The 23854-nt window shown below is 41.8% G+C and carries 29 protein-coding genes, 1 tRNA gene and 1 riboswitch; of the genes, 10 read left to right on the forward strand and 20 right to left on the reverse strand.

Annotated elements, in window-relative coordinates; genetic code table 11:
- Nucleotides 1-120: 120 nt before the first annotated feature.
- Nucleotides 121-501, forward strand: a complete 381-nt coding sequence (locus J7E32_RS10370) for a rhodanese-like domain-containing protein (protein WP_214907021.1) — start codon at nt 121-123, stop codon at nt 499-501.
- Between the two features lie 903 nt (nt 502-1404).
- Here the strand turns inward: J7E32_RS10370 and gcvPB are convergent.
- The 3 genes from gcvPB to gcvT are packed head-to-tail and all read right to left on the reverse strand — an operon-like array spanning nt 1405 to nt 5336.
- A complete protein-coding gene (gene gcvPB / locus J7E32_RS10375; protein WP_214907022.1) occupies nt 1405-2868 on the reverse strand; it encodes an aminomethyl-transferring glycine dehydrogenase subunit GcvPB in 1464 nt (487 codons plus the stop codon).
- A complete protein-coding gene (gcvPA, locus tag J7E32_RS10380) occupies nt 2861-4207 on the reverse strand; it encodes an aminomethyl-transferring glycine dehydrogenase subunit GcvPA (RefSeq protein WP_214907024.1) in 1347 nt (448 codons plus the stop codon). Before gcvPA ends, gcvPB begins: the two co-directional genes overlap by 8 nt.
- Before the next feature lie 22 nt (nt 4208-4229).
- Nucleotides 4230-5336 (reverse strand): glycine cleavage system aminomethyltransferase GcvT, encoded by a 1107-nt coding sequence (gcvT, locus tag J7E32_RS10385; protein ID WP_214907025.1) that lies wholly within the window; start codon nt 5334-5336, stop codon nt 4230-4232.
- A 200-nt stretch (nt 5337-5536) separates the two neighbouring features.
- Nucleotides 5537-5625, reverse strand: a riboswitch (glycine riboswitch).
- A 174-nt stretch (nt 5626-5799) separates the two neighbouring features.
- On the opposite strand from gcvT, the gene J7E32_RS10390 reads away from it, so the two are divergent.
- Both J7E32_RS10390 and J7E32_RS10395 read left to right on the forward strand, forming a co-directional pair.
- Entirely contained in the window at nt 5800-7488 is a 1689-nt protein-coding gene (locus J7E32_RS10390) for a DEAD/DEAH box helicase (protein ID WP_214907026.1), read from the forward strand.
- On the forward strand, nt 7466-8254 hold the full coding sequence (locus J7E32_RS10395; RefSeq protein ID WP_214907027.1) for a YqhG family protein: 789 nt from the start codon (nt 7466-7468) through the stop codon (nt 8252-8254). Before J7E32_RS10390 ends, J7E32_RS10395 begins: the two co-directional genes overlap by 23 nt.
- 54 nt (nt 8255-8308) lie before the next feature.
- Here J7E32_RS10395 and J7E32_RS10400 read toward each other — a convergent pair whose 3' ends face one another.
- Genes J7E32_RS10400 through comGA form a run of 9 tightly spaced genes read right to left on the reverse strand, consistent with a single transcriptional unit; the run spans nt 8309 to nt 13061 of the window.
- Nucleotides 8309-8494, reverse strand: coding sequence for a YqzE family protein (locus tag J7E32_RS10400; protein ID WP_214907028.1), 186 nt, complete (start codon nt 8492-8494; stop codon nt 8309-8311).
- 41 nt (nt 8495-8535) lie between these two features.
- On the reverse strand, nt 8536-9036 hold the full coding sequence (locus J7E32_RS10405) for a shikimate kinase (protein ID WP_214907029.1): 501 nt from the start codon (nt 9034-9036) through the stop codon (nt 8536-8538).
- A 15-nt stretch (nt 9037-9051) separates the two neighbouring features.
- Nucleotides 9052-9393, reverse strand: coding sequence for a competence type IV pilus minor pilin ComGG (comGG, locus tag J7E32_RS10410; protein WP_214907030.1), 342 nt, complete (start codon nt 9391-9393; stop codon nt 9052-9054).
- A 29-nt stretch (nt 9394-9422) separates the two neighbouring features.
- Entirely contained in the window at nt 9423-9896 is a 474-nt protein-coding gene (comGF, locus tag J7E32_RS10415) for a competence type IV pilus minor pilin ComGF (protein ID WP_214907125.1), read from the reverse strand.
- A complete protein-coding gene (locus J7E32_RS10420) occupies nt 9850-10146 on the reverse strand; it encodes a hypothetical protein (RefSeq protein WP_214907032.1) in 297 nt (98 codons plus the stop codon). Before J7E32_RS10420 ends, comGF begins: the two co-directional genes overlap by 47 nt.
- A gap of 19 nt (nt 10147-10165) precedes the next feature.
- Nucleotides 10166-10606, reverse strand: coding sequence for a competence type IV pilus minor pilin ComGD (gene comGD / locus J7E32_RS10425; protein WP_214907034.1), 441 nt, complete (start codon nt 10604-10606; stop codon nt 10166-10168).
- Nucleotides 10603-10929, reverse strand: coding sequence for a competence type IV pilus major pilin ComGC (gene comGC / locus J7E32_RS10430; protein WP_214907036.1), 327 nt, complete (start codon nt 10927-10929; stop codon nt 10603-10605). The genes comGD and comGC overlap by 4 nt, the downstream gene beginning before the upstream one ends.
- A 37-nt stretch (nt 10930-10966) precedes the next feature.
- Entirely contained in the window at nt 10967-11998 is a 1032-nt protein-coding gene (gene comGB, locus J7E32_RS10435) for a competence type IV pilus assembly protein ComGB (RefSeq protein ID WP_214907038.1), read from the reverse strand.
- Nucleotides 11985-13061, reverse strand: a complete 1077-nt coding sequence (comGA, locus tag J7E32_RS10440) for a competence type IV pilus ATPase ComGA (protein WP_483297605.1) — start codon at nt 13059-13061, stop codon at nt 11985-11987. Before comGA ends, comGB begins: the two co-directional genes overlap by 14 nt.
- Before the next feature lie 135 nt (nt 13062-13196).
- On the opposite strand from comGA, the gene J7E32_RS10445 reads away from it, so the two are divergent.
- Nucleotides 13197-13268 (forward strand) — tRNA-Gln (locus tag J7E32_RS10445).
- Nucleotides 13269-13304: 36 nt separating this feature from the next.
- On the opposite strand, the gene J7E32_RS10450 is transcribed toward J7E32_RS10445, so the two are convergent.
- Nucleotides 13305-13658, reverse strand: a complete 354-nt coding sequence (locus tag J7E32_RS10450) for a Spx/MgsR family RNA polymerase-binding regulatory protein (protein WP_214907039.1) — start codon at nt 13656-13658, stop codon at nt 13305-13307.
- A 193-nt stretch (nt 13659-13851) separates the two neighbouring features.
- Between J7E32_RS10450 and J7E32_RS10455 the strand changes: the two genes are divergently transcribed.
- On the forward strand, nt 13852-14553 hold the full coding sequence (locus tag J7E32_RS10455) for a helix-turn-helix transcriptional regulator (RefSeq protein ID WP_214907041.1): 702 nt from the start codon (nt 13852-13854) through the stop codon (nt 14551-14553).
- A 79-nt stretch (nt 14554-14632) separates the two neighbouring features.
- Nucleotides 14633-14878, forward strand: coding sequence for a DUF2626 domain-containing protein (locus tag J7E32_RS10460; RefSeq protein ID WP_023627332.1), 246 nt, complete (start codon nt 14633-14635; stop codon nt 14876-14878).
- 66 nt (nt 14879-14944) lie between these two features.
- Here J7E32_RS10460 and J7E32_RS10465 read toward each other — a convergent pair whose 3' ends face one another.
- Together J7E32_RS10465 and J7E32_RS10470 are read right to left on the reverse strand one after the other, a co-directional pair.
- Nucleotides 14945-16036, reverse strand: coding sequence for a class I SAM-dependent methyltransferase (locus J7E32_RS10465; RefSeq protein ID WP_214907043.1), 1092 nt, complete (start codon nt 16034-16036; stop codon nt 14945-14947).
- 159 nt (nt 16037-16195) lie between these two features.
- Nucleotides 16196-16834 (reverse strand): MBL fold metallo-hydrolase, encoded by a 639-nt coding sequence (locus J7E32_RS10470; RefSeq protein WP_214907046.1) that lies wholly within the window; start codon nt 16832-16834, stop codon nt 16196-16198.
- Between the two features lie 149 nt (nt 16835-16983).
- Here J7E32_RS10470 and J7E32_RS10475 point away from each other — a divergent pair, with 149 nt between their 5' ends.
- Both J7E32_RS10475 and J7E32_RS10480 read left to right on the forward strand, forming a co-directional pair.
- Entirely contained in the window at nt 16984-17448 is a 465-nt protein-coding gene (locus J7E32_RS10475; protein WP_214907048.1) for a hypothetical protein, read from the forward strand.
- Nucleotides 17449-17566: 118 nt separating this feature from the next.
- Nucleotides 17567-17740, forward strand: a complete 174-nt coding sequence (locus J7E32_RS10480) for a DUF2759 domain-containing protein (protein WP_214907050.1) — start codon at nt 17567-17569, stop codon at nt 17738-17740.
- Nucleotides 17741-17948: 208 nt separating this feature from the next.
- Here J7E32_RS10480 and J7E32_RS10485 read toward each other — a convergent pair whose 3' ends face one another.
- Together J7E32_RS10485 and J7E32_RS10490 are read right to left on the reverse strand one after the other, a co-directional pair.
- Nucleotides 17949-18263: an MTH1187 family thiamine-binding protein gene (locus tag J7E32_RS10485; protein WP_214907052.1), complete on the reverse strand. Its 315-nt coding sequence runs from the start codon at nt 18261-18263 to the stop codon at nt 17949-17951.
- 22 nt (nt 18264-18285) lie between these two features.
- On the reverse strand, nt 18286-19446 hold the full coding sequence (locus J7E32_RS10490; protein ID WP_214907054.1) for a YqgU-like beta propeller domain-containing protein: 1161 nt from the start codon (nt 19444-19446) through the stop codon (nt 18286-18288).
- A gap of 222 nt (nt 19447-19668) precedes the next feature.
- On the opposite strand from J7E32_RS10490, the gene J7E32_RS10495 reads away from it, so the two are divergent.
- A complete protein-coding gene (locus J7E32_RS10495) occupies nt 19669-20010 on the forward strand; it encodes a hypothetical protein (protein ID WP_214907056.1) in 342 nt (113 codons plus the stop codon).
- A gap of 20 nt (nt 20011-20030) precedes the next feature.
- Here the strand turns inward: J7E32_RS10495 and J7E32_RS10500 are convergent, their stop codons facing one another.
- The 3 genes from J7E32_RS10500 to J7E32_RS10510 form a co-directional block, all read right to left on the reverse strand.
- Nucleotides 20031-21920, reverse strand: a complete 1890-nt coding sequence (locus J7E32_RS10500) for an LTA synthase family protein (protein WP_214907058.1) — start codon at nt 21918-21920, stop codon at nt 20031-20033.
- A gap of 276 nt (nt 21921-22196) precedes the next feature.
- Nucleotides 22197-23168 carry an ROK family glucokinase gene (locus J7E32_RS10505; RefSeq protein ID WP_214907060.1) on the reverse strand — a complete coding sequence of 324 codons (972 nt, stop codon included), beginning with the start codon at nt 23166-23168 and terminating at the stop codon, nt 22197-22199.
- Between the two features lie 6 nt (nt 23169-23174).
- Complete coding sequence (locus tag J7E32_RS10510; protein ID WP_214907062.1) at nt 23175-23390, reverse strand: YqgQ family protein; 216 nt, start codon at nt 23388-23390, stop codon at nt 23175-23177.
- Between the two features lie 97 nt (nt 23391-23487).
- On the opposite strand from J7E32_RS10510, the gene J7E32_RS10515 reads away from it, so the two are divergent.
- Nucleotides 23488-23790 (forward strand): hypothetical protein, encoded by a 303-nt coding sequence (locus tag J7E32_RS10515; RefSeq protein ID WP_214907064.1) that lies wholly within the window; start codon nt 23488-23490, stop codon nt 23788-23790.
- Nucleotides 23791-23854 lie beyond the last annotated feature (64 nt).

The raw sequence follows: 23854 nt of genomic DNA on the forward strand, positions 1-23854 counted from the left end.
AATAAATTTCAAAAGCAAAGCAAGTTGATTTAAAGAAATTTACTAATTTCCTTTGCTCTCTGCCATGAAGGCTTATATAATTAAAAGTGGCTCAGCTAAGCTTGAAAGGAGAAATATGTTTTGGATACACTTATCTTTTTAATCGTCCTAACAGTTGCGGTTATTCTTTACTCTGTGTTTATGTATTTCCGCCAGAAAAAAATCCTCAAGACCCTGACAGAGGAAGAATTTATTGCAGGTTACCGTAAAGCGCAGTTAATTGATGTCCGTGAACCGAATGAATTCGCTGGTGGACACATTTTAGGCGCAAGAAATATCCCGCTTACCCAGCTTAAGACACGCCTGAAGGAAATCAGACCGGACAAGCCAGTCTACCTATACTGCCAGAGCGGATCTCGCAGCGGACGTGCTGCACAGATGCTTTACAAAAAAGGCTATAAGGATCTCAACCAGCTACAAGGCGGCTTCAAAAAATGGGGCGGCAAAGTCAAAGCTAAATAAGCAATAATCCCATAAAATTACCCCTCAGCTATGCTGGGGGGTTTAGCTTTTTTAATTCAGGAAATAATCAAACTGAATTTTTACCGGACCAAGGAAAATTCCTCTTGGTTCGGACAATATCTCGGATTTCCCTCTTTATTTTGTCTGAAGTCATACTAGGTTCAGACAAAACCACAGCTTCTCCTCATTGTTTTGTCTGAAGTGACACCAAGTTCAGACATAATCTCAATGTTTCCTCATCATTTTGTCTGAAGTCATACTAGGTTCAGACAAAACCACAGCTTCTCCTCGTTGTTTTGTCTGAAGTGACACCAAGTTCAGACATAATCTCAATGTTTCCTCATCATTTTGTCTGAATTCATACCAGGTTCGGACATAATCTCAGCTTCTCCTCGTTGTTTTGTCTGAAGTGACACCAAGTTCAGACAAAGTCTCTGCGCTTCCTCTTAATTTTGTCTGAAGACATACCAGGTTCGGACAAAACCACAGCTTCTCCTCGTTGTTTTGTCTGAAGTGACACCAATTTCAAACAAAATCTCAATGTTTCCTCATCATTTTGTCCGAAGTCATACTAGGTTCGGACAAAACCACAGCTTCTCCTCGTTGTTTTGTCTGAAGTGACACCAAGTTCAGACATAATCTCCATGTTCCCTCATCATTTTGTCTGAAGTCATACTAGGTTCGGACATAATCTCAGCTTCTCCTCGTTGTTTTGTCTGAAGTGACACCAATTTCAAACAAAATCTCAATGTTTCCTCATCATTTTGTCTGAAGTCATACTAGGTTCGGACAAAGTCACAGCTACCTCTTCTAACTTTGTCCGAAGCCTCTAGGATACATCACCACAACAGGTTCAATAAAAAAAGTCCTGCCAATAACAAACCTGGCAGGACTCTTATCATACTATTCTGCTTTCTGGTAGCGCAAAATCGGCTTCCTTGCAGCTGTGGTTTCATCCATTCTGCCGACCACTGTGGAGTGTGGCGCTTCCTGAACGATCTCTGGATTCTCTTCTGCTTCTTTGGCGATCTGGATCATCGCGTCGATGAAGGCATCGAGGGTTTCCTTAGATTCTGTTTCTGTCGGCTCGATCATGATTGCCTCTTCCACATTCAATGGGAAGTAGATTGTCGGCGGGTGATAGCCGAAGTCAAGCAGGCGTTTTGCGATATCCAATGTACGGACGCCAAGCTTCTTCTGGCGCTTGCCGCTTAGTACGAATTCGTGCTTGCAATGCCTGTTGAATGGCAGGTCATAGTACTCTGCAAGTCTTCTCATCATATAGTTCGCGTTCAGCACTGCATACTCCGTCACGGCCTTCAAGCCATCAGGACCCATTGTGCGGATGTAGGTATATGCACGTACATTGATGCCGAAGTTGCCAAAGTATGGCTTAACCCTTCCGATTGACTGCGGACGGTCGTAGTCGAACTTATAAACGCCATCCTGCTTTGTCAAGATTGGCTTTGGCAGGAATGGAATCAAATCTGCTTTGACACCGACTGGTCCTGAACCTGGACCGCCGCCGCCGTGTGGGCCTGTGAATGTCTTATGAAGGTTCAAGTGAACAACGTCGAAGCCCATGTCGCCAGGACGTGCCTTCGACATAACAGCGTTAAGGTTCGCTCCATCATAGTAAAGCTTTCCGCCTGCGCCATGGACGATTTCAGCCATTTCAAGAATGTTTTCTTCGAATAGACCAAGAGTGTTCGGGTTAGTCAGCATTAATGCCGCTGTATCTTCACCGACAACCTTCTTCAGGTCTTCCAAATCAACAAGGCCGTTTTCATCTGATTTTACAGTGATCGTCTCAAAACCAGCTACTGTTGCGGATGCTGGGTTTGTTCCGTGAGCGGAGTCAGGAACGATTACCTTCGTACGCTTGTCGTCACCATTTGCTTCGTGATAAGCGCGGATCATCATCAAGCCCGTCCACTCGCCGTGTGCACCGGCTGCCGGCTGAAGAGTCACTTCGTCCATGCCAGTGATTTCAATCAGGTGTTCCTGCAAGTCGTACATCAATTCAAGCGCACCCTGGACAGAACTTTCATCCTGCAATGGATGCAAATGTGCAAAACCATTGAAGCGCGCAACATTTTCATTCATCTTTGGATTATATTTCATCGTACATGATCCAAGCGGATAGAACCCGGAATCAACGCCGTGGTTGCGCTTGGATAGTGCAGTATAATGGCGCATGATATCAAGCTCGGAAGCCTCTGGAAGTTCTGGTTCTTCTTCGCGAAGGAATCCTTCTGGCAATAGCTCAGATAAGTCGGCTTCTGGAATATCCATTTCCGGCAGGCTGTATCCTACACGGCCCGGTGTACTTAATTCAAAAATGAGTGGCTGATCTTCCTTATGCATTGATATCCCCCATTTCCTTAACAAATGTATCGATTTCTTCTTTTGTTCTTAATTCAGTTATCGCAACAAGCATGTGGTTTTCGAAATTGGAATCATCACGTCCAAGGTCATAGCCGCCGATTATGCCTTTTTCAAGAAGCATTTGGTTGACTTCTTTTACCGGCTTATTCAGCTTGACAACGAACTCATTGAAAGTAGGTCCATCAAATGCGATTTCGAAGCCATTCTCTTTAAAAGCTTTCTTCGCATAATGAGCTTTTTGAATATTGGCCACAGCCATTTCGCGAACGCCTTTTTTGCCAAGAGCAGTCATCGCTACTGAGGCAGCAAGTGCATTCAATGCCTGGTTTGAACAAATATTGGAAGTCGCTTTGTCACGGCGGATATGCTGTTCTCTCGCCTGAAGCGTCAATACGAATCCGCGGCGGCCCTGGTCATCCTTTGTCTGGCCGACTAGTCTGCCTGGAACTTTTCTCATGAGCTTTCCTGATACAGCGAAGTATCCACAGTGAGGGCCGCCGAATGCTGTCGGGATTCCGAAAGGCTGGGCGTCTCCAGTAACGATATCAGCACCGAACTTCCCTGGAGGCGTTAATGCTCCAAGTGCAAGCGGGTTACTTGATACAACGAACAATGATTTATTCTCATGTGCGATTGCTTCAATTTCCTTCATTGATTCAATGCTGCCGAAGAAGTTTGGATACTGAACGATGACAGCAGCTACTTCTTCACTTGCCATATCCTTCAGTGCTTCGAGGTCCGTTACGCCATCCTTGTGGGGTACTTCCACAACGTCAATATATTGACCTTTGGCGTATGATTTTACGACATCCTTGTATTCAGGATGGACAGCACTTGAAATCAAGACTTTCTTACGTCTTGTATGGCCTGCACTAAGCATCGCTGCTTCAGCAAGAGCTGTTCCACCGTCATACATGGATGAATTTGCTACTTCCATGCCAGTCAATTCACAGATCATCGTCTGGAATTCAAAGATTGCCTGAAGTTCACCCTGGGAAATCTCTGGCTGGTAAGGTGTATAAGCAGTGTAAAACTCTGAGCGTGAAAGAACATGGTCAACAATTACTGGAATGTAGTGATCATATACACCAGCGCCTATAAATGAAGTATTCATTTTTAAATCGGCATTTTTTGCAGCCATCTTTGTCAGTTCTTTCATTAGAGCTGTTTCAGACTTGGCTGGTTTGATGTTGTATTCTCCGGCAAAACGGACTTTTTCAGGAATATCGCTGAACAGTTCATCGATCGATGAAACGCCGATGCTTTCCAACATTGCGGTTTTATCACTTTCAGTCAGCGGTAAATAGCGATGCTTCATAACTTTTTCCCCTCTCCGGCTTTTACTTTTTATCTCTTTTATAAAAAGGTGTAGCTGAAACAGCAGCTTTTAAGCGTTTTCCGCGGATTTCAACTTCCACTTCGTTACCTAACTCAGTTTCTTTTGCATCAATCAGTGCAAGCCCGATATTTTTCTTGAGCGTCGGGGATTGCGTGCCAGTCGTTACTTCGCCAATCTGAGTATCACCTTTGAAAACGGGATAACCATGGCGCGGGATTCCCCTGTCGATCATTTCAATACCAACAAGCTTCCTAGGCAGACCATTTTCTTTTTGCTGCTTAAGTGCTTCTTTTCCAATGAAATCAGCTTCTTTATTCAGCTTGACCGCGAAGCCTATTCCAGCTTCAAGCGGGCTGATCTCAGATGAAAGCTCCTGGCCGTACAAAGCCAGATTAGCTTCAAAGCGAAGTGTATCCCTGGCACCCAGGCCGCATGGAATGACACCCTCATCTTTGCCTGCTTCAAGGATTTCCTTCCAGAGGTTTGCAGCATCCTTTGAATCGCAGTAAATTTCGAATCCATCTTCGCCTGTGTATCCTGTTCGTGATACAAGCGCTTTCTTGCCGTTCAGGTCAACTTCCTCACTGAACTTGAAGAAACCAATTGTGCTTAAGTCATGATCCTTTGCCAACTTTTGAAGGACTCCCTCAGCAAGCGGTCCCTGCAGGGCAAGCTGCGCCATGCCTTCGGACAGATTCTTAATTTGCACATTGCCTTCAAGGTGATCTTGCATCCAATCGAAATCTTTTTCGATATTGGAAGCATTCACTACAAGAAGATAATGCTCATCCTCGAGTTTATAAATTAACAAATCATCAACAGTGCCGCCGGTCTCATAACACATTGCTGTATATTGGGCTCCGCCGTTTTTAAGCTTTGAAACATCATTCGTCATCATTTTTTGTAGATATTCAAGACTATCGGGGCCTTTCACCTCGATTTCTCCCATATGAGAAACATCGAATAGACCAGCTTTTGTCCTAACTGCTTCATGCTCTTCCTTTATGCTTGAAAATTGGACCGGAAGCTCCCAGCCTCCAAAATCAACCGTCTTCCCACCGTATTCCTTGTAAACTTCAAATAGCGGTGTTCGTTTTAATTCACTCATTATGTATCCCCCTTCGTCCTATAGCTAAAAACCAGTTTTCGCCCACGTTCTAGTGAGTCAAAATACTCTGTCAATGGACCATAAAAAAGGACAGAGTCCCCCCCTGAATCTGAGAAGGTCTCTGTCCTTTCACCTGAAAGTTTACCTGTTTAGGCTTTCCCCTTGGGTGGCTCCCACTAATAAAGCGCTCTCCAGAGATGCGTCAAACAAGAGTTCTTTTGCCTGAGAGATTCACAAAGTTTGCTTGCTCCTTCGGCGCTACGTAAGTAGTCTCTCCCCTTGTTGTCATCCGCATTTATATTATTTTCACAATTGGGCATGCTAGACGTTATTACACATGTCTGTAAACTGACTATTTAAAGCTATAAAATGACAAATTTCAAAACATTCAAAAGCTAACTTCATCCTACCATTAGAGAGCCAATTTCGGCAATATATTTATACTTTAAAAGAGGTGGATAAAATGACCGTTCAAATTAACTTTGATTCTTCCTGGCAGGACGAAATGGCTGAAAGAATTGAGAATGACGGCCCATGGGGAAATTGGGAGCTCTATAAGCTTGCCGTTGAGATAGAAAAGCATACCATTATCCCGGAATTCGAGGGACTTCAGGCACCGGCGCATTTGCCAGAACTCACTCCTTTGCCACATCAGCTGGAGGTAGCAAAGCAGGTCGTTGAGAACATGAACGGAAAAGCAATACTGGCTGATGAAGTTGGTCTGGGGAAAACAATCGAGGCTGGATTGATTTTAAAAGAATACATGATCAGGGGTCTGGTCAAAAAAGTATTGATCCTTGTTCCTGCCTCCCTTGTCTCTCAGTGGGCCATGGAGTTGAATACCAAATTCCATATCCCTGCCATTGCCCAGAAGAAAAGCTACGTTTGGGAGCAGTGTGATGTTGTCGTATCTTCAATTGACACGGCGAAACGCGCGCCGCACAAGGATATCATCAACAACTTAAATTATGACCTTATCATTATTGATGAAGCTCACAAGCTAAAAAATAACAAAACAAAAAACTATGAATTTGTCCAAAATCTTAAGAAGAGATTTTGTCTTCTGCTTACAGCAACACCGATACAAAACCGGATTGAAGAAATTTTCAATCTCGTTTCACTCTTAAAACCAGGACATCTGGGCAGTGAATCGGTATTCTATGACAAGTATAAGAAGGATGCCAGATCTGTTAATGATGATGAACACCTTAGGGAACTGGTCAATAAAGTAATGATCCGCAACAGGCGCTCTGATACCGGAATCGAATGGACTAAACGCCATGTAGAGACTATTCCTATCCACTTCTCAGAAGAAGAGCGGGCACTGTACGATTCGGTTCAAACCTTAAGAGGTGCTGAAGCCGGTCTCAGCTCCAGTCAATTCTCGTTAATGACACTTCAACGGGAAGCTTGCAGCAGCAGGGAAGCTGTTTTCTACACCCTCAGGAACATGCTTCAAAGACAGGAGAATCCATCAGTGGGATTCCAGAATACTATCGCCCAGCTGATAAAACGCGTCGAGGGGGTTACGAAAAACTCTAAGGCTGAAAAAGCGCTTGAATTAATAAAGCAGATTGATGACAAAGTGATTATTTTTACCGAATACAGGGCCACACAGCTATACCTTCAATGGTTTTTGAAGCAGCATGGCATCACTTCTGTTCCATTTCGTGGAGGATTCAAACGCGGCAAAAAGGATTGGATGAGGGAGTTATTCCAGAAGAATGTCCAGGTCCTGATCGCAACAGAAGCGGGCGGTGAAGGAATTAACCTGCAATTCTGCAGCCACATCATCAACTTTGACCTCCCCTGGAATCCGATGAGACTTGAACAAAGAATCGGAAGGATTCATCGCCTCGGGCAGGAAAAAGATGTAAAAATATATAATTTCGCGACAAAAGATACAGTTGAAGAACATGTCCTGAAACTGCTATACGAAAAAATCAACCTTTTCGAAAAAGTTATCGGTGAACTTGATGATATTCTTACGAAATTGGAATTTGGGAATATCGAAGATCATTTGACCGATATTTTCGGAAAATCGACTTCTGAAGGGGAGATTCGGATCAAGATGGAAAACCTGACATCGATGATTCAGTTCGCAGAGGAAATGAAGGAGGGAAATCAGCGTGCAGCAACCGGAAATCCATAATTTTCTCGAAAAATATTTTACCGCGAATAACTGTGACTTAATGGAGAATAACAAGGGATATATGACAGTACAGTTAACTGTTGATCTTGATAAGGAATTGATGAACCGCCCTTTTTACTGGCATTACCTCGAGAAAACGGGCGGCGTTCCCAATCCAATGAAGCTGACCTTCATTACCAATAAACAGAAGGCACCAGACGATATCAAAGGTGAGGTCATCCACTTTGGGTCACCTCGCCTTCATCAAATCTTTGCATCGACAAAAAATCTTGCCGGATATATACGATTGTATCAAAACAACCAATTTCCTACCCAGACACCGCTTATACCCTGGATAGGGTTGAATATGAAAATATCGTATCAATGTGACAGGAAGCGGGATGTTTTCCATTCGATCGGCCTGCAGCTGATCAACGGAATGATGGTAGAAGATTTTCATGACAAACTATTGAAGCTGCCGCTGAATTCAAAAATTCCTGATTATGCTTATACTCTTTCTCCATTAATAAAGCCAAAAAGCGGAGTTAACAGGATTCAGTCTTTTTTGACAACAAGGGTAGAGCAAGAGGATCACACCTGGGCAGAAGAGGCAAGAAAACGCTGGCAGAAGGACCTGGAATTGCTCCATCACTTTTATGAAGACGAAGAAGAAGAGTCTGAAAGCTTTAAAACTGAAAAAGCTGCATTACAGGAGCAATATGAACCGAAGGTCAATATCGAAATCGTCAACGGCGGATTATTTTATTTAACAGAAAATGCTTTATGAGTGATCCTGCAGCAAAAAAACAAACCCGGCTATCGCTTTAGCCGGGCTTACCAATTATTTGTTCTTTTTCTTTTTCATGCTCGACATCAACATGAACGGCAGGATGCCAAACCACCTGAACAAGAAGGTAGCTTCCGCTTCTTTTTTCGCCTGCTTCATCTTCCGGCGTTCTTCCTTAGGTTGATCAATATATTTTACAACAGTCTGGGTAAGGTATTTAACATAATCATTTGTTTTCATGGTTACACCATCCTTCATACTTTATAAAGTATAACCACGACTTACTTTTTCATACGCCGAATGATTTCATCGGTGATTATTGAAACTGATTTACCGGTTACATTGACCTCAATATTTGCAGCCTCTCGATATAATGGAAGCCTGAGATGGTACAGTTTTTCAGCAGCTCCCAAGTTGTCTTGACTTAATAACGGCCTGGTATCGTCATCTTTCAGCCTCTCCATAATGGTGCTGAAATCTGCATTCAAGAATACTACATTCATTTTTTCTTTTAAGAACAATCTGTTCTTTTCCGAGCCAATAATTCCTCCTCCGGTGGAGACAACGGCATTACCTAAAGGCATAGAATGTAAAACTTCAGACTCCAGATTACGGAATTTTTCTTCACCATCAATGTCAAAAATTTGTTTTATAGTCTTGCCTGCCAACTTGACAATCTCACGGTCTGTGTCGTATACGTCTATTTCCAGCTTTTCAGCCAGTTCCTGTGATACGGTAGTCTTGCCAGACCCCATGAATCCAATTAAATATATAGCTTCCATATCTTTAATCACCCGTCAGTTCTTTTCCCTCCATCTTACCATCGCACCCGTAACCTTGTCATATTGGCCAATGCCAAGAGTTTTCTCCCCACTGTCAAGCTTAAGATTAAAAGTCACTTCCTCCACACTTACAGACAGAGATTGTTTTTGGAATGCAACATTTCCTAACTCATAGTCCATTATTCCTGAAGTTGGCAAATATCCATCATGCAGCATCTTCTCAGCCTGTTTGACCGAACAAAGCATATAGTATTCCTGCAGCCGTATCGTCTCTGTTTCTTTCGCGAATCTTTTCCCCGCTAGATAATTCTCTGTCAGTATCAACAAATAAAACGAAATAAGGAGCAAAAAGATCATCGTTAGCGGATAAACAAAACCTTTTTGATTTATGGCTCCACACCCCCGGTTTGATAAAATTGATGGATTTTAACAGAATAATCTTTTCCGTTTACATCCTTAGCTTTTATCTCTACGCCATCAGCTATTTTGCCAAAGCTGAAGCTTGTTAGATTTTGCACCAAGATTTCATGCCCCTGGTAATTCACCCTTCTCCTCATGCTGTCACCATATTTTTCATAAAGAATGATTTGCCCATCAACCTTCATTAAAAGCTTATCAGGCTGGACATTCAACTGCTGTGCAGACCGAATTTCCTTTTTCACCTGGCTGTTGAAGACCTCCCACTCCATCCTCCTCACTACAGTATCAGCAACACGCTGATCAAGGATAATTTTCATACCTAACGGCAGCATCGAGGCGATCAGAAGAAAGAGCAGAACAGATAGAAGCATCTCCACCATGGTAAAGCCTCGTTCACTCTGCGGGAGCACATTTTTCATAATGCCTCTGAGCGATATCATAATGAATACAAACCTCCCATGAAGAATCTTCCTCAATCTTGGTGACCACTACTTCATACTTGTCTCCATTCTGTTCAATGAATCTTCTGCCGAAATCAGTTCCTGTGATTTTCAAATACATCAGTTCGTCATATAACAAATTAATCGCCGTTGCCTTTTTTTCAGACTCCACTGTCTGGTTGATGACATGAATGGCAATCGGAAGCAATATTGCACTCCCCATTAAAAACGCAGCCAGCGATAGCAGCATTTCACTGAGAAAAAAACCATCATTCCTCCAAAACATAGAACCTGCCCTTTCCAATTTGAATCATCAGCTTGTATTTTTTTGAACCAGCCGTGACATATAATGACCCGAAGCTATCGATATTCCCATCCGGCATGTAGTGAAATAATAAATTCATCGTCCCTTTTTTCAATTTAATCTGGGAAGAATAATGTCTCTGAGCCAAATACGGAGAAGCATAATCCGTTCCGCGGATATAATAATAGTTATTTTCCGGCATGATATGGACAGTAATTGTTTCTTGATGGGAAATCGCATATTGCTGGCTGTATAGAAGGTCAGATTTGAATTGTGAAAAGAAAAGGTCTTTCTCAAGGATGTCCTTATGCGGTGAAAACAGGAAGGCTGATGTGAGGGAAAGCATCAGGAAGGCTGAAAGCACAATCAGCATTTCGACCATGGTAAAACCGCCAGAGTGGTTCATTGGCCGGTTGCAGTGATATCATCTTTCTTTACCACCGCACCTTCAGCAGTAATGACAAGTTCAGTTTTACCGTCTGGACAAGTAGAGCCCGTGTTTTTTAGGTACTTGTCAGTTTGAAGCTGTTCAAAGGTAGGATTTGTATTTTTGTCAATTTTGTACGCCTGCACCTGCGCCTCAACCATTTTTATATACCCTTCACACCCCTTTGAATTGATATTCGAACTATGTGTAGCAATATTCGGGACTGTAATAATAAGCAGAACAGAGATCACGAGCAATACAATCATCATTTCTATCAATGTGAAGCCTTTTTGGTTTTTCATTATGCATTCTCCTTTATTTTTCTGCATCAATAGATGATTAAATTCCTTTCATCATCTGGAACATCGGCAGTAATATGGCTAGGTACAGTGAAACGACTAGCAAGCCAATGAAGCTATACAAAATCGGTTGCACTGTCTTCATGGCTTTTTCCGATTTTTCTTCAAGCTCTTTCAGGCAGTGCCTGCTGTAAAAATAAAGTTCCTGGTCCAACTTCCCGTTCTCCTGCCCATGCTTAATAATCCTCGGCAGCTCTGCTTCAAAAAACAGATACTCCCCGACTGCTTTGTCGAAATCCTGGCCGGCAGCCAGTTTTGAAATCATATCCTTTCCTATCTCCCTTGCAAAAGGTTCATGAACGTTTTGCTCAAAAATCCGCAATGCCGCAAGGACGGAAAGGCCGCCAGAAAATAAATAGCTTAACTGGACAGAGAAGTAGTGGGAGTAAAGAAGACTGACAAATTTTCCGGCAATCGGCAGCCTGACAAGCATCATTTTTTGTTTCAATGGATGGATGTTTTTAAAGCTCGAAATGTAGTATACGGCAAGCAATGTGAGGAAACTAAGAAGAAAATAGAGCAGGTTTGGAAGAAAAGAGGCTGTTGCCCCAATGATTTTCATAAAAATATTCGGAGCCAGGTTCATGTCTAAAAATAGTGAATTGAATTTCGGCAGTAAAATCCTATTCACGAAAAAAAATAAAATAAACGTAAGCAATACTAGAAAAATTGGATATGCGGCAAGCCTTTTTAATCTCTGGTAGTCAGCTTCCCGCTTAAGGACCATGTCGCTCCCCTCTGTTAAGGTACGGGCCAGTCCGCCATGCTGCTCGGCAAAGTAAACATAGCTGACAAGATCCTTTTTAAAATTCAATTCTGCAAGAATCAGATATAACGGAAATCCCTCTCGCAGCTTTTCAAGGCTTCTTTTAACCTCCTCTTTCCTTTTCTTTTCCAAATAAAACGTCATGGATTCAATCGCTTCAGCCAATGAATAACCTCGCGACAGAAGCTCCCCACTCCTTTTGAGAAATCTGGCCTGTTCAGCGACAGGCCATTTACTCTCCATCATTGAGAACCCACCTCTGGTATTCTGATTCCTTTATGAACCCCAGAGCGATGCCTTTCATGATCGCATCTTTGAGCGTCTTGTAATGATAGCTGTGACACTCCCCCTTTGCTTCCTTCAGTACCGCAGATAAATCCTTCCCCGTAAGGATTTCGAAAACATTTCCCCTTTTACCGCCGCCTGATGAAAAGCAAAATGGCGAGCAAGTCCCTTCGCAGTAAGGACAAGTCAATTCCACGAGTCTCTGTGCCGTTACTGCAATCAGGGTCTGTTCAATCTCAAGCCAATTAATCCCGAATTCAATCAGCCTGTAAATCGCTCCTCTGGCATCCCTTGTATGCATAGTCGTGAGCACCAAATGTCCTGTCAGCGAGGCCCTTATAGCCGTTTCAGCCGTCTCTTTATCCCTTATTTCCCCAACCATTATAATATCCGGATCATGCCGCAGGATTGCTTTCAATCCCGCAGAATATGAAATTCCTGCCCGCTCATTAACCTGGACCTGCAGCACTGTGTCACTCGGTTTTTCAATTGGATCTTCCAGCGTAATGACATTGCGATTCACCAAATCCGAGGTTTCAGAAAGCATGGAATATAAAGTTGTTGTTTTACCACTCCCAGTAGGACCAGTAAAAATGATCAAGCCATGTGCGTGTTTTAGTAGGGAAATCAGTTTTTTTGATGTGGATGGGAATAATGAAATTTGGTATGAAGGAGTTTGATTTTGTTCGGGAAGGAGACGAATGACCATGCTTTCACTCTGGTAGGCAGGAAGCGTGGAGATTCTTAAGCCTATTTTCATTTCTTGATACTGATAGGTAAAAGCACCACTTTGTGGCCGCCTTTTTTCACCAATATCCATCGAAGCTGTGAATTTGAAGTGTGAAATGAGCCGCTCACAATCTGCTTGTTCTAGTGTGTACCGGGGAAGCAGCTGATTGCCAAGCCTGAATTTAATCAATGTGTCTTTCTCGCGAGGGATAATATGAATGTCAGACGCTCCACTTCTTAAAGCATCTTTCAGCACATTATCCGCTAGCTGTTCAATTGATTTAACAATAAGGATGCACCACCTTTTTCGGTTATAGAAAGAGATTTCGTCAAAATCCTTTTGTTTCCTGCAAAAAATCCGGCTTAAATGTGTATAAAAAGTGACAATTCAATTCATAATAACTATCGTAACGTCAGCAAGTCATATTATTGGGCTATAGCCAAGCGGTAAGGCAACGGACTTTGACTCCGTCATGCGTTGGTTCGAATCCAGCTAGCCCAGTTCCTAAAAAAAACGGAAGCATCCGCTTCCGTTTTTTTATTTAGCTATTTTTTTCAAGGCATCTGGGTTAAATCCAACAATCAGCTTTTTGCCATCTGTCAGGATCGGACGTCTCAACAGTTTCGGTTCTTCAATGACAAGTTTGATTACTTCCGAAAGTGGCAGATCTTCCATATCCACTCCCAAATTTTTATAAGTTTCTCCCCTTGTTGCAAGCAGTTCATCAAAGCCCTCAGTCGTCAGAGATAAAATTTGCAGCAGTTCATTTTTTGATGGAGTATCTTTGAACATGTGACGTTCATTAAATTTCACGCTGTTAGAGACCAGCCACTTTTTTGTTTTACGGCATGAAGTACAGCTTGGATATGAATAAAACGTCAGCTCTTCCATTAAGTTAACCTCCTGGCGATCAAAATTATCTTATATACGTATTGTATAACTTTTGTATAACATTTGTATACTATTTTGTCATCAATTCGCCATTTAGTTGTGAACATTTTCTAAACATATAGTGTAAACAGTGTAAACCTTATTTTCCTCTGTATTATAATGAAAGCAAATTAGTGGTCTGAGGTGAACTAAGGTGGAGCAAACATTAAAAATTACAAGTGTTTTGTCTGATCCAACGCGTTATTATATTTATCAATACATCACAAAAAGACATAAGGACGTAACCGTACAGGAAATTGCCGACAATTTCGATATCCATCCAAATGTGGCAAGGCTTCATTTATCAAAACTCGAAGATGTCAACATGCTGATTTCAGAAACAAAAAAGACTGGCAAAGGGGGACGTCCAAGCAGACTGTACCGACTTTCCGATGAAGTGATCCAGCTGCACTTCCCATTCCGCGATTATCAGTTATTGTCCAAAATCGCGATGACAACAATGATGTCTCTTGGAGAATCAGGAAAGACAGCGTTGTACTTGACAGGAAAACGTTTCGGGGAAGAACTGATTGAACAAGAAGTATCCCGAAACTCACATATGTCAGCTGAAATGACGTTCGAACATAAACTGAACTCAATCAAGAACGCTGCAACTCTTGCTGGCTTTTATCCTGAATTCGAGTCTAACAGCGAAAAGACCAAGATTTATTTCCAAATCTTTAACTGTCCTTTCAAGGAAGTGGCAATGGAACATACGGAAACAGTGTGCAATATGCATTATGAATTTTTGCGCGGTATGTTCGAATCACTGTTTGGTGAGATCGAACTGATCGAAAAAGAGAATATGTTCACAGGCTGTGACTCTTGTTCATATCAAGCTGTTATTGCACAATAATCAATCCTTGTTTACTTTTCACTCCACTTTACTTTATAATATGATAGTGATGGACTTGTAGGGTAAAGGAGGGATATCTTTGGATCGTATGTACAGAGTTTTAGGATTCTGGACGGGAATCTTTGCTGTCATGTTTTTCTTAGGTGACATGTATACGACGTCCTTGATTTTCTTTGGTCAAACTGGATTTTTCTTGCTTTTAAGTTACTTGAAACTGTCTGAGCGTATGTACATTTACGTCTTCGGCGCATACTTAACGATTTTCTTTGCTGGATTTACTTACTGGTCAACATTTATGATGCCATTAGGTGGAACTGGACATTGATCGATTGTTAGGTCAAATAAAAAAAGCGATGTTCATACATCGCTTTTTTTATTTTCTAAGCGTATATTAAAATAATTTCCCAATCGAGGGATCCAGACCCTTCGCCTGAACAACCACATCAAAGGACTGGCTGATCCCCCCTGGCAAGATTAGGCTTCGTATAGCGCGATTCCGCTTACTAGCTTCAGAAAACGGATTGGGGTCATTGTGTTCCGCAAGCTCTTCTAAAATGCCAGCAGCCATAAGGAACTTATCCTGTCTCATTTTTTGCACAAAGTTCAGGCTGTATTTCTCACCAATTAATTTTAGTGCATCAAAATGCACATGACTGGTAATATCCATCTCTCCCGGATGCTGCAAAACGTCATGATGCATCTGGTGCTGGTAATATCCCCTTAAGCTGCCGCGCCTCCTTGATGGGTGCATCCATTCTTCTTTCGTATATCCGTAATCTACAGTCACCATGAGGCCTTTCGTTAAGTTATCAGAGATCGATTTAATGAACGGTTCAAAGGCAAGCGGAATCTCAATCCTTTGCCCTTCAGCCAGTTCAAGTTCCTGGTCATTTAAAAATGCGGTAATCCGGTCATCCATTACTGGAAACATGATTTCTTTTAATTGTCCATCGTCATGGCCTACGAAAACTTCTCTCAAAATGCCATCGCTTTTTTCGACGACCTGGACAGGGAAAGCATCAAATAATTCATTCGAAAAAATCAGCCCTTCTTTCATGCCTGTATCTGCAAATGTACTACCATAAAGTAAATTTACATCTTCTAGACCGTTCAACTCTGCTTCCTGAAGCTTCCGATGATAAGGGCTGGCTTCAACTATACAGTATGTTAGCCTCTCATCATTCAAGTCATTCCAACCCTCAATAAATGCGCGGGCAAACCGACCATTCCCAGCTCCTATTTCACAAACAGATGGCGGCAGGGCAAGATTTCCAGAATGTTTCGCAAACCATTTGCCAATCAATCTGCCAAATACATCAGATACATTGCTTGTTGTATAAAAGTCCCCTTCTTTCCCTATTTTTTGGCGTTCCTTTATGTAATAACCTTCCTCAGGATGATAAAGTGCAAGTTCCATATACTCAGCATATGAAATCATTTTATCCGGGGAGGCGTCAATAAACTGTCTAATAATTTCTTTCATATTAGCTCCTTGAAAAAAAGTTTTCACTATTGACATAGTGTTTTCGGTATTATATTGTTTTAGTAGTAGCTTAACTATATCCCCTCCCATGATATGAATAGAACATCCCCCAGGAAAGCCCTTCTCTTTGAGAAGGGCTTTCCTTGTTCTGCTAGGTTTTTAAAATCCGTTTAAAAAAGGATTTGAATCCATCTCTAAACCAATCGAGGTTGCTGGTCCATGACCGGGAAGGACTTCAGTTTGTTCTGGCAATACCAGGAGCTTGTCATGGATGCTTCTGATTAGTTGATTATGGTTGCCACCCGGCAAGTCCGTCCTTCCTATACTGCCATTAAACAGAGCATCTCCTGCCAGGACAAACTCTGCTTCAGGAAAGTAGATCGATATACTCCCAGGAGAATGCCCCGGTGTTTCAAACACTTCGAACTCAAAACTGCCTATTGACATTACACCTTCATCGCCAATCAAATGGTCAGCAGGACGCGCTTTGATTGGCTCGTTAAGCATAAAATGCTTTGAACCATTCAAAGAAGGGTCTGATAGCCAGTCCTTTTCTTTTTCATGAATATATACCTTGATTCCGTATTTATCTCTTATTCTATCCACTGACCCGATATGATCGAAATGAGCATGAGTGAGCACAATTGCTTCTGGCTTCAATTCTAGCTGTTCAAGCACTGTTGCCAGCTTTTTTGGATTATCGCCAGGATCCACAATCAGGCATGATTTGTTTTCATCATCATAGACGATATAGCAATTTGTTTGTAAAGGACCTAGGGGAATCTGTTTCCATTTCATTAAAATAGCCTCCAGCTTCTAGTGGTATTATCAATATGTTTATTTTACACTATTGTCAGGCAAGTTTTAAGGATCGATTAGAAAAGCAATCCGGATGGCAAGAAGCATTTCCCGAATCGCAATCAATATTCCTGGAAGGAGACTGTAAAATGCAAAATTTCATTGGAGTCGAAGCCAACCCAATAATATCGGACTTGACTGACTTTGAAGAGCTTCTTCTTTCAGCAGCTCCTCCTCTTCTTGTTCACAAAAATATTTATATATATAGTGAGCAGAAAGTGGCAGATATAGCTTCCAGTTTCCTCGCAGAAGCAGACCTTCATGAAGAGACACATCAATTGATAAAAACAAGCGGAACAGTTGGAGAAGAATTTTACGATTATGGATTTCATTCTGGTGTCGATTTCTTTCTATTCAGTAATGATTTGTCAGCCTTCAGATTAACAGGCTGCAGCGAAGTTCAGACTGAAATGGCCCTCCTACAGCTGGAAGAACATCTTGTTTTTACAACTGTAGAAGGCATTTATTTTACCATAGACCATTATACTGACCTGGTATTGGGTATAGTAAAAGCATATGGGGTGAAAGTAGCGTTATTAGACCTCGACAAATGATGTAAAAAATTATAAAATATAAAACGAGTGTATGCTTGTCATTACATAACAGGCTGCCGCCTAATTTCTTTAATCCAACAGGCTGATAATCTGCCTAATATTATAAGGGGGCTTTTTCATGGGTTTTGCGATTATTTGCGCATTAGTTACACTGCTTGCCGGCTATGCAACATTCTCGGCACTTAAAAACAAAAACATTCTTGGAATCGTATTTGGTGGAGGAACATTCCTGGTTATTGGCTGGTTCACAGTCATGACGATTCTTAACTCCGGATTCCCAGTAGCGCATTAATTCAAAAAAAAGACCACCCTTTGCTGGTGGTCTTTTTTCAATTTCAGAAGCTTTACTCAACAAGATTAGTGTCCAGCTCCAGCGCTTGTCGGGGCTGACCGAGGCGCTTGTCTAGTGTCGCCTCCTAGNNGCAAAAAGCGCTTCTTTGTCGGAGCCTCCAGTTTCTGCGTTTCTGGCCAGTCGGCTATACTTTTCGATTTCCCTTTTCCTATTGCTGCAGCAATTCGTTAACTCTGTTTACCTTATCCTGCATCTTCCTTTTTACATCACGCCTGTCGTCAATCCGGATATTTGTGGCTACCCGCTGGATGCCAGCATTGAACGGTGCTTCGTGAATCGCCTGGATTACCTCAAACAGAACAGGAAGTTCACCTTCTATCAAGGTATTCATCGGTGTAAGTTGATACTGGATTTTGCCTTGTTCTTCATACTGCTTGAGGATTCTTTGGATATCTGCTACATAGGAACTGACACTTGGTGTCTGTGTTCCGATTGGAATCACTGTTACATCTACAATTGCCATCAAAATCTCTCCTTGAAAATTATTAGTGAACGAGATTAATGATCTCGTTTGTCTCCATATTCAAGACCCTATCAAACTGGAAACCATACAGGCACATTTCTCCGGAGGGAGAGCAGGAAAGGGGCTCGTTGGCCATTTCGGTGAAAATAACTTCCTCTTTACCTGTTTCTAAATGATAACGCATCAAGTCAAATCCACCATCGTAAAGGTCCGCTTCACCCTGCTCTGTTGCCTTCAGATAAATAAAATTCTTTCCATTTTCCATTAAATCATAAAAAGGAACGACCCATCCAGAAAAAGAAGTTAATAACGGTGCCTCAATACTTCCGACCGACTTGTCACCATTCCTGAAGAAGGCATACTGTCCAGATTCTTGATTTTCTTCTTCATTCACTTTTACAGTCATTAAGTATCGTCCTTGCGAATCAAATTGATAAACATCTTTGAGTAAAGTTTCAGTTTTGTTTTCCTTCACAGAAAAAGTGCGTAGCGGGGCATCTAATGAAATTCCGTCTTCATCCCACTCCTGATAAACGAGGACATCTTCAGAAATCCATCTTGCAAAAGGCTGTGGCAGTTTGATCTCTTTCAGATTATTATTCCTTAAATCCAATAAATAACTACTGAAATCCCAGTCTTCTGTAAATGCAGAAACAACTAGCAAATTCTCATCGAAAGCATTCCATTCAAACGTTAATTCATATGATTGAATGCTTGTAGAATACAGTTCTTTCCCTGTCAAATCGATAACAGTGAGATGGCCTTCCTCTGATGCCGCGCTATGAATCATCACCTTTGTCTTCTCCGGACTTGGTACCGCCGTTATGATTGGCTGCTCACTTCTATACAGCAATGATGCCTTCCCGGTTCCAAGATTATATGAATATAATAAAGAAGTGCTTTCCCCTTTATTTGAAATGTATAGAATTTTTGAATCACTTAGCCAGCCTGCAGATTTATAGAATTCTTCTTGTTCCCCTATCTCGATTGGAACAATTTCCGCTCCTAAAAACGAAGGCCCTGGAGATTCCTTTACACTATTTATGCCGTGACCAGCGCCCTCATGCAATGAAGCATCAAGCTTCTGGGAGCAGGCAGATAGGCCGAGTGCAGAAGTGACGATGATCAGCAACAACCAGCTAACATAAGGTATACGATATGTACTATCCTTAATTTGTCTCACCTCTACCCCCCCATTTTAAACAATGTATATATCTGTACGTTAGAAACTCGCAAATGTTTCAATGAATTCCGAAAAATTCGTATATATTTTTCAATACAGAATATTACTGACTTCCATCAATCAAAAGAGAAAATCCCTCTAAGTAATATCCCATGTATCCAGGCAAATTACCATCCTTATTTTTCTGAAAGAAATAATTTTCATAAGAAAAGCGCAAGCGCCTTGGTCAGCCCCGACAAGCGCTGGAGGGCCGACCGGAAGTCGTTCTTTGACTTCATTGGGCGGACCGAAATTGGAAAGTATAGCCGACTGTCAAGAAACGCAGAAACTGGAGACTCCGACAAAGAAGCGCTTTTTGCTTCTGACGGCGGAGTTGAAGTTTCGGAGTTTCTAGGAGGCGACACTAGACAAGCGACTCGAGGGGCTAGGCGCTGGAGCTGGACAATTCTCGAAGAAATATATACATTCTTATGTTTGAACAAAAAGCGCAAGTGCCTCGTTCAGCTCCGACAAGCGCTGGAGGGACGCAATTTCCTTAATAATTATAAAAACCTGCACCATTAAGGCACAGGTTTCTCAAAAATTTACTCATTTGATTCCGGGTAACTCTTTTCTTTACTGGCGTTTTTCTCGTCATAAAATCTCAGCAAGTCACCGTAAATAATTTTATCGGAAAACTCGAGCTCGTTCTTTGCTTGATCAAAGAAAGGCTCACAAGCTGTTTTGTCAGTCGGCTCACCAGTTGATTTATCATAGCAAGTTTCTCTTGTGAATACATAATCCTTCGTGATGAAGCTGCCATCGCGCAGAACCGTAAAGTCAAGCCGGTCCTTTGAGAATAGGTCTGATCCGAAGTCAATATTATTCTTTGTATCGATTCCCAACAGGTGGAGAATAGTCGGCTTGAGGTCAATCTGTCCGCCTACAGTTGGAATTGTCTTGCCTTCCTGACCAGGGATATGAACAATCAATGGCACCTGCTGCAGCTGCGTGCTTTCAAAAGGTGTAATTTCCTTGCCAAGATACTCACCCATCGCCTTATTATGGTTCTCGGAGATTCCATAATGATCACCGTATAAAATGATGATTGAGTCCTCATAGAGACCTTCATCTTTTAGTTTTTGTATAAAGAGTTTCAAAGCTTCATCCTGATAACGGACAGTCGGGAAATAATTGTTGACTGTCTTGTCATTCGAAGTATAAGGATCAACATAATGATCTTCTTCATTCAATTCGAATGGAAAGTGATTCGTCAATGTAATGAACTTTGAATAGAATGGTTTTGGCATAGCCTTCAAATGATCAACAGACTGTTGGAAGAACTCAATATCTTTCATTCCCCAGCCTACTGAATTTTCTTCTTTCACATCATAATCCGGCAACGAATAGAAGCGCTCGTATCCAAGTGATTGATACATGATGTCACGGTTCCAGAAGCTCTTGTTATTCGCATGCAGAGAAGCGGTGAAATAGCCGTTCTCATTCAAAATTTCAGGTGTTGCTGTATATTCATTGCCAGAGTGCGTAAAGAAAACTGCACCTCGGCTTAATGGATACAATGAGTTATCAACAAGGAATTCAGAGTCTGACGTTTTACCCTGGCCGGTCTGATGATAAAAATTATTAAAGTAATAGCTTTCCTTAATGAAATCGTTCAGGAAAGGTGTAATTTCCTGACCATTCACAGTTTGATTTATGACAAAGTTCTGAGTGGATTCCATTGAAACCATGATCACGTTCTGGCCTTTAGCAATACCAAACATGTCCTCGTTCGGCGGCAAATAGTTAGCACGCACATAGTTGTCAATATCAGCCAGTTCACTGCCATCAGCCATAGCTCTCTGTGCCGAAGACTTTGACTGTAAGAAAGCATCATAAAGATGATAATTGTATGTCCCAATATTCTTGACCAGCATTTCTCTATCGAATGTTCTGGTCAGCAGCTGCGGACGCTCCGTTTCAGCCATTCCCAGGTTGAAAAATGAGATCGCGATCGCCACAAGAAAATATGCTCTGCGGTCCACCTTGGTATATTCCCGGTATCCAATTAGATTTGGTTTGACTTTTAACAGAAGTGCCAATACGAGGATATCAGCGAAATATAACAAGTCACTGAAGTTGATCAATTCTGTAACACTGCTTCCCAAGTCGCTCATATTGCTCGTTTGGAAAAGTACAGGTATCGTCAGGAAGTCATTGAAAAAACGGTAAAACACTACATTCGCGAAAAGAATCGCTGAAACTATGAAACTTGTTATGAAAATATAGCGTTTCTGAGCCTTTTCCTTCATGAACATGCTGACTCCAAAAATGACCATCAAGAAACTTAATGGATTCATGAACAGGATGATCTCCTGTCTCCAGTTCTCAATCTTTATATCAAAGCTAGTTTTATAGGCAATATAAGTCTTCAGCCAAAGCAGGATTGTCGCAATCGCAACAATGGATGCTTTAGTCCATTTATTATTCTTCATTTGTTTGTTACCTCCCTGTTAAAAATAACAGATATGGGAATTTTAAGGTGATTTTTTCCACTTGCTCAAGAATCAAAGATAATCTTAATACTTTTTTTTCTAAAAAGCAAACAAAATTAAAGCTAAAAAATCATAGACCAATTACTGTTATTTTCCTCTATTTTAGACGAATCAAACCTAAAAAAGTTTCAGGAATGTCCAAATTCCGAAAATTGAAACTTTTTCCATACAAAAAACAGGGAGTTTTTCCCTAAAACTCCCTGCTGCCGATTATCCTTATCCAATTTTGTTCTTAACCAGCCACGCAGCACCAATCACACCTGCATCATTTCCCAATGTTGCGATGCTGATTTCAGTTGACTGCGCTACTCGTGGGAAAGAATTACGTAAAAATTGTTCTTTTATAGGATCGAGCAAAACATTTCCTGCTTTTGAAACTCCGCCGCCAAGGACGATTTTTTCAGGATTTAGAGTATTGGCGATATTCGCAAGAGCAATTCCAAGATGCAAAGCAACTGAATCAATGACTTTCAGCGCTAATTGGTCATTTCTTTTGGCAGAATCGAAAACATCTTTTGCTGTCACATGGCCAGTTTCCTTATACACAGCTGCCAGTTCTCCTGCTTGGGTCCCTTCATTCAATGCTTCAGTGGCAATTCGGACAATTCCAGTTGCCGATGCAATGGTTTCCAGGCAGCCAGTCTTGCCACAGTTACATGGAGCTCCACCTTCAGCCATAGAAGTAATATGCCCTATCTCACCAGCAGCACCGCTGACACCATGGACAATGTCTCCATTCGTGATAACGCCGCCGCCTACACCTGTTCCCAGAGTGACACATACAAGATCTTTTGCACCATTACCTGCACCTTTCCACATCTCACCAAGTGCTGCGCAGTTAGCGTCATTATCGATTACAGCCTGAAGCGAGGTTTCGACTTCGAGCAAGTCTTTTAATGGGTAAGGTTCTCTCCACCCAAGGTTGACCGCTTCATAAATTACGCCCGTGGCAAGGTCAACCGGACCAGGTGCCCCCATGCCAATCCCGATGATTTCACTTTTTGTGTGTCCTAACTCTTCAAGCTTCGCATCAATCGTCTTTGCGATATTGACCGTTATATTTTTCCCCTCGTCTGAAACATCTGTTGGGATCTCCCATTTATGCAGGATTTCTCCATATAAACTTATAAAAGCAAGTTTGGTTGTTGTTCCACCTAAATCTACACCTACAAGCCATTTTTCAGCCATAATAAATCACCTTTTCTCATTTGCGTTTTTTTCTTTTTCCATCCGGATTTCTTGTCTTAAAAGCAAAATCGCAGTCTGGTAATCTTTTGTCTCAATCAATTGTGAATTATACAGTTCCTTCATTTCGGCTCCCATGAGCTCTAGATCCGCGACTCTGTCACCTATGTAAATAAATGTCCCGAATTTTTTCAGGAACTGCTGGATATCGTAAATTGTCTTCAACGTAATCCCCTCAATGTTTGTGAAAATAAGAGCATGTTTCCATTATCTAAGTATAAAGGATACTGAATGCCTCCTCAAGTATGCAGGAGAAGATTTTATGACAAAAACCAAAGTCTTTCCTCTCTCAATTAGCTTGATCATCAAGATGACATTAAGTCTTACCAAGAACAAAAAGCGCAAGCGCCTCGTTCAGCCCCGACAAGCGCTGGAGAGCCGCCCAATGAAGTCGTTCTTTTACTTCAATGGGCGGATCGAAATCGGAAAGTATAGCCGACTGTCCAGAAACGCAGAAACTGGAGACTCCGACAAAGAAGCGCTTTTTGCTTCTGCCGGCGGAGTTGAAGTTTCGGAGTTTCTAGGAGGCGGCACTAGACAAGCGACTCGAGGGGCTAGGCGCTGAAGCTGGATTAAGAAAACTACATGCAGTTATCCACACCTAAATAATTTTATAATTTCCTTAACTA

This window comes from Bacillus sp. ISL-55, assembly GCF_018613155.1.
GTDB lineage: Bacteria > Bacillota > Bacilli > Bacillales > Cytobacillaceae > Mesobacillus.

Excerpts from the sequence above, each read along its gene's own strand:
- comGB (WP_214907038.1), bottom strand. The coding sequence starts at position 11,998 with ATGATGGAGAGTAAATGGCCTGTCGCTGAACAGGCCAGATTTCTCAAA.
- gcvPB (WP_214907022.1), bottom strand. The coding sequence starts at position 2,868 with ATGCATAAGGAAGATCAGCCACTCATTTTTGAATTAAGTACACCGGGC.
- J7E32_RS10400 (WP_214907028.1), bottom strand. The coding sequence starts at position 8,494 with ATGAAAACAAATGATTATGTTAAATACCTTACCCAGACTGTTGTAAAA.
- J7E32_RS10500 (WP_214907058.1), bottom strand. The coding sequence starts at position 21,920 with ATGAAGAATAATAAATGGACTAAAGCATCCATTGTTGCGATTGCGACA.
- J7E32_RS10485 (WP_214907052.1), bottom strand. The coding sequence starts at position 18,263 with ATGGCAATTGTAGATGTAACAGTGATTCCAATCGGAACACAGACACCA.
- J7E32_RS10475 (WP_214907048.1), top strand. The coding sequence starts at position 16,984 with ATGCAAAATTTCATTGGAGTCGAAGCCAACCCAATAATATCGGACTTG.
- J7E32_RS10420 (WP_214907032.1), bottom strand. The coding sequence starts at position 10,146 with ATGCTGCTATCGCTGGCTGCGTTTTTAATGGGGAGTGCAATATTGCTT.
- J7E32_RS10515 (WP_214907064.1), top strand. The coding sequence starts at position 23,488 with ATGACAAAAACCAAAGTCTTTCCTCTCTCAATTAGCTTGATCATCAAG.
- gcvPA (WP_214907024.1), bottom strand. The coding sequence starts at position 4,207 with ATGAAGCATCGCTATTTACCGCTGACTGAAAGTGATAAAACCGCAATG.
- J7E32_RS10465 (WP_214907043.1), bottom strand. The coding sequence starts at position 16,036 with ATGAAAGAAATTATTAGACAGTTTATTGACGCCTCCCCGGATAAAATG.
- J7E32_RS10390 (WP_214907026.1), top strand. The coding sequence starts at position 5,800 with ATGACCGTTCAAATTAACTTTGATTCTTCCTGGCAGGACGAAATGGCT.
- J7E32_RS10480 (WP_214907050.1), top strand. The coding sequence starts at position 17,567 with ATGGGTTTTGCGATTATTTGCGCATTAGTTACACTGCTTGCCGGCTAT.
- gcvT (WP_214907025.1), bottom strand. The coding sequence starts at position 5,336 with ATGAGTGAATTAAAACGAACACCGCTATTTGAAGTTTACAAGGAATAC.
- J7E32_RS10450 (WP_214907039.1), bottom strand. The coding sequence starts at position 13,658 with ATGGAAGAGCTGACGTTTTATTCATATCCAAGCTGTACTTCATGCCGT.
- J7E32_RS10470 (WP_214907046.1), bottom strand. The coding sequence starts at position 16,834 with ATGAAATGGAAACAGATTCCCCTAGGTCCTTTACAAACAAATTGCTAT.
- comGG (WP_214907030.1), bottom strand. The coding sequence starts at position 9,393 with ATGATCTTTTTGCTCCTTATTTCGTTTTATTTGTTGATACTGACAGAG.
- comGD (WP_214907034.1), bottom strand. The coding sequence starts at position 10,606 with ATGAACCACTCTGGCGGTTTTACCATGGTCGAAATGCTGATTGTGCTT.
- J7E32_RS10405 (WP_214907029.1), bottom strand. The coding sequence starts at position 9,036 with ATGGAAGCTATATATTTAATTGGATTCATGGGGTCTGGCAAGACTACC.
- comGF (WP_214907125.1), bottom strand. The coding sequence starts at position 9,896 with ATGATATCGCTCAGAGGCATTATGAAAAATGTGCTCCCGCAGAGTGAA.
- J7E32_RS10505 (WP_214907060.1), bottom strand. The coding sequence starts at position 23,168 with ATGGCTGAAAAATGGCTTGTAGGTGTAGATTTAGGTGGAACAACAACC.
- comGC (WP_214907036.1), bottom strand. The coding sequence starts at position 10,929 with ATGAAAAACCAAAAAGGCTTCACATTGATAGAAATGATGATTGTATTG.